This window comes from Paenibacillus ehimensis NBRC 15659 (assembly GCF_004000785.1).
In the GTDB taxonomy this organism is placed as follows: domain Bacteria; phylum Bacillota; class Bacilli; order Paenibacillales; family NBRC-103111; genus Paenibacillus_G; species Paenibacillus_G ehimensis.
This window is the reverse complement of sequence record NZ_BILX01000075.1, coordinates 23461-30440: the sequence shown is the minus strand read 5'-3', so window position 1 is coordinate 30440 and position 6980 is coordinate 23461. Positions and strand designations below refer to the sequence as shown.

Annotated in this window: 4 protein-coding genes; all 4 read right to left on the bottom strand. The window is 57.5% G+C overall.

The genetic code is table 11. The features are described 5' to 3' along the window. The coding region (locus tag PEH01S_RS28375) for a polysaccharide biosynthesis protein (RefSeq protein WP_246063092.1) at positions 1 to 1361 on the bottom strand (1361 nt) is incomplete at its 3' end. A 182-nt stretch (positions 1362 to 1543) separates the two neighbouring features. Next, positions 1544 to 2086, bottom strand: a complete 543-nt coding sequence (gene spoVT, locus PEH01S_RS28370) for a stage V sporulation protein T (RefSeq protein ID WP_025846837.1) — start codon at positions 2084 to 2086, stop codon at positions 1544 to 1546. Between the two features lie 235 nt (positions 2087 to 2321). Continuing rightward, positions 2322 to 3428 (bottom strand): peptidylprolyl isomerase, encoded by a 1107-nt coding sequence (locus PEH01S_RS28365; protein WP_025846836.1) that lies wholly within the window; start codon positions 3426 to 3428, stop codon positions 2322 to 2324. Then, complete coding sequence (gene mfd / locus PEH01S_RS28360) at positions 3415 to 6939, bottom strand: transcription-repair coupling factor (protein ID WP_127489492.1); 3525 nt, start codon at positions 6937 to 6939, stop codon at positions 3415 to 3417. Before mfd ends, PEH01S_RS28365 begins: the two co-directional genes overlap by 14 nt. Positions 6940 to 6980: the final 41 nt, after the last annotated feature.

Genomic DNA, 6980 nt, shown 5'->3' with positions numbered 1-6980 from the left:
AGGCCGCCGCCGAGCGCGTAGGCGGCGACGGACGCCCAAGCGGCGCCGTCGATGCCGTAGCGCGGCACGAGCGCCACGCTGGCGGCGACTTTCACCGCGGCGGCGAGCAGCAGGTACAGCACCGGCGCGCGCACGGCGCCGAGGCCCTGCAGCACGCTTCCCGCGACGATGTTCACCGCCGAGAACAGGGCGGTGAACGCTAGCACCGCCATCGCCGACGTGCCTTCGGCGCTCTTGAAGAACATGACGTTGAGCGGCTCCGCCAGCAGGGCCAGCCCGAACGAAGCGGCAAGCCCGATCAGCCAAGTCAACCTCAGGGACAAGCCCGCGCGTGCGCGCACCGCATCTGCATCGCCGCGCCGGAGCGCTTCGGCGATAGCCGGAACAAGCGCCGCGGACATCGAAGAGGCGATCATCGCGACAAGCTGCACAAGCGGCAGCCCGTGGTTGTATAGCCCGAACTGAACCAACGCTTCGCTCTCGTCGAAGCCGGCCCAACGCAGCAGCCGGGGCATCGTAAACGAGTCGACGAGCGTTAAGATCGGCATCGCCACGGAGCCCAGACAGAGCGGCAGCGCATAGGCGGACAGCCGTTTCGCCAGCGCCCAATCGCGCCGCCAGCCGCCGGGCCCAGCCTGCGCCCGCAAAGGCTCCCCGCCCCGTTCCTTACGCCAGTACCACAGCATAACCGCCAGTCCTGCCAGCGCGCCCGTCACCGAGCCGAACGTTGCGCCTGCGGCGATCCGTTCCGGCCCGAAGCCGAACCGCATCAGGACGAGCAGCAGAACGACCATCGTCGCCACCCGCACCGTTTGCTCCACCACCTGGGACCAAGCGGTCGGCCGCATGTCCTGATAGCCTTGATAATAACCGCGCAGCGCAGACATGAGAGGCACGACGAGCAGGGCATAAGACACGCTTCGTATCGCCGGAGCCGTTTGCGGCGCAGCCATCCACCGTGCCAGCGTCTCCGCCCCGAAATACAGCAGCAGAAAAAAGACGATTCCGGTGCCCATCAGCGATAAGGAAGCCACCCGGAGCACGCGCCGGGCCTCGTCATATTGCCGTTCGGCAGCGTACTCCGACACAAACTTGGACACGACCAGAGGAAATCCGGCCGTGGCCAACACTAAAATCAATATGTACAACGGATACACGGCATTATATATGCCAAAGACCGCATCGCCCGCCAGATTTTGCAGCGGAATTTTTTGCAGCGTGCCGATCAGCTTCGAAATGACGGCCGCCAGACCGAGCAGGGCCGCCCCTTGCAGCAGCGTCGAACCCTTCCCCCCATCGCGTCCATCGTTTCCCGCCCCGGCAGGCCCGCTTGTCTCAATCCGCCCTGATCGCTCCTTCATGACGCTTCCCCTTCGTTCCCGCGACCAGTCTCTCATCGAGTCCGGCGAGAGATCCGTTCGGACTGTTTTGCAGCCTCATTATACCGCAATTCGCAGTCCTTTTCCAAAAACGCAAAAAGCTTCCCGATTCCCTTCCAAGGGATTCCTATCAGGAAGCTGCGCATCGCTGTCCATCGGCGGAGCTACTGCTCCATCTGCTTTGCCAGAAAGCCGGCGGCCGTTTCCGCCATCTTTAATTCCATTTGCCCCATCTTGACGTTCTCGTCTTTGCTCAGCAAGATCACCGCACCGATCGGATCGCCCCCCGCTACGATCGGCGCAATCACATAAGAGCTGTACGTTTCGGTAACGTCCTTGCAGATTTCATAAGAGCCCCCGGCCGTTTCCAGCGTCGCTTTGCGGTTCTCCATACATTGTTCGACCATCGAACCGATCTGCTTTTCCAAAAAATCTTTTTTCGAGCCGCCGGCCACGGCAATGATCGTATCGCGGTCGGATATCATCGTAATATGGTTCGTGCTCTCATAGAGCGATTCGGCGTACTCCTTGGCAAAATCCCCAAGCTCGCCGATAGGAGAATATTTCTTTAAAATGACTTCCCCGTCCCGGTCCACAAAAATTTCAAGCGGATCCCCTTCCCGAATACGCAGGGTACGGCGTATCTCCTTCGGGATTACGACCCTGCCAAGATCGTCGATACGACGAACGATTCCAGTTGCTTTCATGTTTCTAGATGCCTCGCTTTCCAAGAAGAATGGGATACAGACTGGAGATGACCCTGTATGCAAAATGGAGGGAATTCGACTGACCCTAGTATTCTTCAATTCCCGGCGGCCTATGCATGTCCATACCCGGCACGGTTGCAGACGCTTGGTCGGAACGCTTAAGCCGTCGCTGTTTACATTATGTCCAAAAAAATGAAAACAAAACAGGGCACCCCATAGGGCACCCTGGTAATTGTTACTTGCCGCCTTCCGTCTTCGGCGCTTCCGTTTTTGGAGCTTCCGTTTTCGAAGCATCCGTGCTCGGAGCATCGGTTTTCGGAGCTTCCGCCGGCTTTTTCTCCTCCGGCTTCGGCAGGTTGTTCGTCTGGATCAGACCTGGCAGTTCTTTCTCCACAAAATCGTACACCTTCGTCTCAGCCGCTGCCGAACGCAGCTCCGGCTTGACTTCGTCGAGCGTTTTGGTTTTGCGGGATTCGACTTTCATCACATGGTAGCCGAACGACGTTTCCACCGGATCGCTGATCTTCCCGATCGGCAGCTCCGCCGCCGCTTTCTTAAACTCGGGCACCCACTGGGAGATGTCCGCGTTCTCGTACTTGCCGCCCTTCTCTTTCGAGCCCGGATCGTCCGAATATTCTTTCGCCAGCGCGTCAAAGTCGCCGCCCTTATTCAGTTTGTCCTGTACTTCCTTCGCCCGCTTGAGCGCGTCTTCCTTGGAACGGGTTTCCTTACCAGTGGCCGGATCGTTGATTCCGACCAAAACATGTCTGACCGTCGCCGTCACATAGGCGGTTTTGTCCTGCTCCAATCTGGTGTTATACGCCGTTTGAAGCTCTTGGTCGGTGACCTTGCTCTCTTCAGAGACAATCGCCGTGATGCTGCGCTTCACAAACTCTTCCACGTCTTTCTGCTCCAGCTTCGCATCCTTGAGCTGTTTCTCCATGCCGCCTTCCTGAGCGTTCAGGAAGCCCTTGATTTCCTCGAATTGCGTCGTAAACTGCTTCTCAGCCTCCGCCTTGGCTTTGTCGTCCGCGCGGGAGGACAAAATTTTAAAGGTGACGAGCTGCTTCATCATATCCTGCTGAAAGGCAGGGTCGTCTTTGAATTGCGCATATTGCTTATAGAAGAACGCGTTCACGTTCAAAAAGGTATCGAATTCGCCGCGCGTGACTTGTCCGTCCTTGTACGTAACAAGAACCTCGCTCGGTTGGCCTTTGTCGGCGGCAGCCGTTCCCGCCTCGTCCTTTTTCTTGCCGCAACCTGCAGCGACACCTGCGACCAATACGAGCGCACAAAGAGCCATAAGCCCTTTTCGTAACGGTTTCCGTTTATTTTGCCACATTCTGCAGCTCTCCCTTCGATTTCAACACACGCTTGTATTGTACCAGAAACCTTTCCAGCAAAGCGATGGTTTCTTCTGGCTTCAATCCTTTACCTTTGAGCTCGATGTGGATTTGCGGTCCGCTGATGAGCTTGACCCGGTTCTCGAATTCGCCCGACAGCTGGAACAGCTTCTGTCCGTCCAGATTGCCGTTCTGATCGGGGTGAACTTTGAGCTCGAAATCGAGCCCCTTCTGCGAAATGATCTCGATACCGTACATGGCACCGTACACTTTCAGCCGCGCGGCGGTCAACAGATTTTGCACCGCCTCCGGCAGATCGCCGAAGCGGTCGACCAATTCGTCCTCAAGCTCCATCGCTTCATCCAAGGTTTGAATGGCCGCGACTTTTTTGTAAATCTCGATTTTTTGCACGCTATCGTAGATGTAGTCGCCGGGAATGTAAGCGTCCAGTTGGATATCGAGCTGAGTAGACCATACTTTGGTCTCCTGTACGGCTTCGCCGCCCAGTTCCTTCTTGCGCTTCTGAATTTCCTCGGCCAGCATTTGCGAATACAGATCGAAGCCTACCGATGCGATAAATCCGTGCTGCTCCGCGCCGAGCAGATTGCCCGCACCGCGAATGGACAAGTCTCTCATCGCAATTTTAAACCCGGATCCAAGTTCTGTAAACTCTTTTATCGCCTGCAGCCGCTTCTCCGCCACCTCCGTCAGCACCTTGTCTCGCTGGTAGGTGAAGTAGGCATAAGCGATCCGGTTGGAGCGCCCGACCCGGCCGCGAAGCTGATACAGCTGGGACAAGCCCATCTTGTCGGCATCATGGACGATCAGCGTATTGACGTTCGGAATATCGACTCCGGTCTCGATAATGCTTGTGCTGACCAGCACGTCGTATTCGCCGTCCAGGAAGTCGAGAATGGTCTTCTCCAGCTCCTGCTCGGACATTTGGCCGTGGGCGACCGTCACCCGGGCGTCGGGGACGAGCATGGAGATTTGATCGGCCATCTGGGTAATTCCCTGCACGCGGTTGAACAGGTAATAGACCTGGCCTTCGCGCGCCAGTTCCCGTTCGATGGCCTCCCGGACCAGCGAGGCGCTGTATTCGACGACATACGTTTGCACCGGAAAACGGTTTTCCGGCGGTGTCTCGATGACCGACAAATCCCGAACGCCGAGCATGGACATATGCAGGGTTCGGGGAATCGGCGTCGCGGTCAGCGTCAGCACGTCCACGTTCGTTTTCAGCCGCTTCAGCTTCTCCTTGTGCGACACGCCGAAGCGCTGCTCTTCGTCGACGATCAGCAGTCCCAAATCCTTGAACTGCACATCCTTGGACAGGAGCCTGTGCGTCCCGATCACGACGTCGACCGTGCCGTTCTTAATGCCTTTCATCGTTTCGGTCTGATCCTTCTTGGAGCGGAACCTGCTGAGCACTTGAATGTTAAACGGATAGCCCGAGAACCGCTCCCGGAACGTCTCGTAATGCTGCTGCGCCAAAATGGTCGTCGGCACAAGCACCGCCACCTGCTTGCCGTCAATCGCCGCCTTGAACGCCGCCCGAATCGCTACCTCGGTTTTCCCGTATCCGACGTCGCCGCACAGCAAGCGGTCCATCGGTCTCGGCTTCTCCATGTCTTTCTTGATCTCTTCGATGGCCCGAAGCTGGTCCGACGTTTCCTCGTACGGGAACATGCCTTCGAATTCCTGCTGGTAGTTCGAATCTTGATTGAAGGCGTAGCCCGGCGTCGCTTGACGCTCCGCATACAGCTTGATCAGATCGTCGGCAATATCCTGTACGGACGCGCGGGCCTTGCTTTTCACCCGGTTCCAGTCGGCGCCCCCGAGCTTATAGACCTTCGGCTCCTTGCCTTCTTCCGAGCCGACGTATTTCTGCACATGATCGATCTGGTCGATCGGCACCGACAGCTTGTCGCCGCCGGCATACATAATGTGAAGATAATCTTTATGAATGCCGCCGACCTCAAGCGTGCCGATACCGACAAATTTGCCGATCCCGTGGTTGACGTGAACGACGTAATCGCCGATTTTGAGCTCCTGATAGTTTTTAATCCGCTCGGCGTTCTCGATCTTTTTGTCCACCTTGCGCGCTTTGCGCTGCTTCTGCGTGAACATTTCGCCTTCGGTGATGACGACCAGATGAATGCCCGGCAGCTCGAAGCCGGTCTGCAGATTGCCGTCCACGATTTGCGGCTCGTCGATGTGATAGTCGGCCAGCACGCGCTTGATGCGGTCGACCCGCTCCGTGCCGCTCGCTACCATCATCACCTTCACGCCGGACTTTTTCCAGCGCTCCATTTCGCTTTTCAACAGGTTCATCTGCCCGTGGAAATTCTGCATGAGGCGGCACATGAAGTTGACGATGTTCTGTGGCGCCGTCTGCGGCACCTGCCGCAGGAACAGCGACATGTACAAGGTCGGATACGGTCTGCGGTGCAGCAGCGTCTCGTACGGCTTCGACAGCACGAGCTGCGGCAGGCACTTGCCGTCCTGCAGCGACATCGTCATCCACTCGGCCTCGTCCTTCTCAAGCTGCTTCGCCGTCTCGAGCAGCCGGGCCGGTTCGTCTACGATCAGAATCGAGTCCTTGGGCATGTAATCGAGCAGCGTCTGGCGCTGCGGGAACAGCAAGGAAACGTATTTGAACATCCCTTGAAAATGCTGCCCCTCGCGAAGCAGCTCGATCTCGTGGCCGATGCCTTCGAGCAGCCGGTCCTTCGCCCCGCGGTCCGACATCTTGCCTATCTGCTCCTGAAGCAGCTCATACGCATGCTGCGCCGCCGATTGTAACCGTTTGCGGTCGACTACGATTTCACGACATGCCGTAATGACAAGCTCGGAGCATTTATGGATCGATCGCTGATCGGCTGGGTCGAACGTCCGAATGGAATCCACCTCAATATCGAACAGCTCAATCCGGTACGGGTTCGGCGAAGTGAGCGGATAAAAATCGATAATGCCTCCGCGAACGCTCAGCTCCCCTTTGTTCTCGACACGCTCCACCCGTTCGTAGCCAAGCTCGACCATGCGGCCGATGAACGACTCCAGCTCGAGCGTATCGCCGACGGCGACGCGAAGCCGGGCTTCCGCAATCGACGTCTGGTCCGGCAGCAGCCGCCGCATCCCCGCATAAGGCACGATGACGATCCCGCGAAAGCTGTCCGCCAGCTTGGACAGCGCGTCGATCCGCTGCGCAAGCATTTCCGGACTCGCGATAGCCGCTTCGGCCGCCAGAAGCTCCTGAGCCGGAAACAGCACAACCCGGCCTTCCGGCAGCAGCTCCGCCAAATCTTCGAACATCTTTTGCGCAGAAAACATATTGTGAGTCACGACAAATAGAGGCTGCTGCAGCTCCTCGTAAAGCGAAGCCAGCATCACCTGCCGCGAAGAACCGGTCAACCCGGCTATTAACTGTTCTCTCATCCCCGAGCGTAGGCCGGACACGACACTTTGAAAATCGTTGTCCGCGGAGAACGCCTGAATTAAAGCCTGCAAAACAGGACACCCCTCTCAACCGCGTAACACTAAAAAAGCCT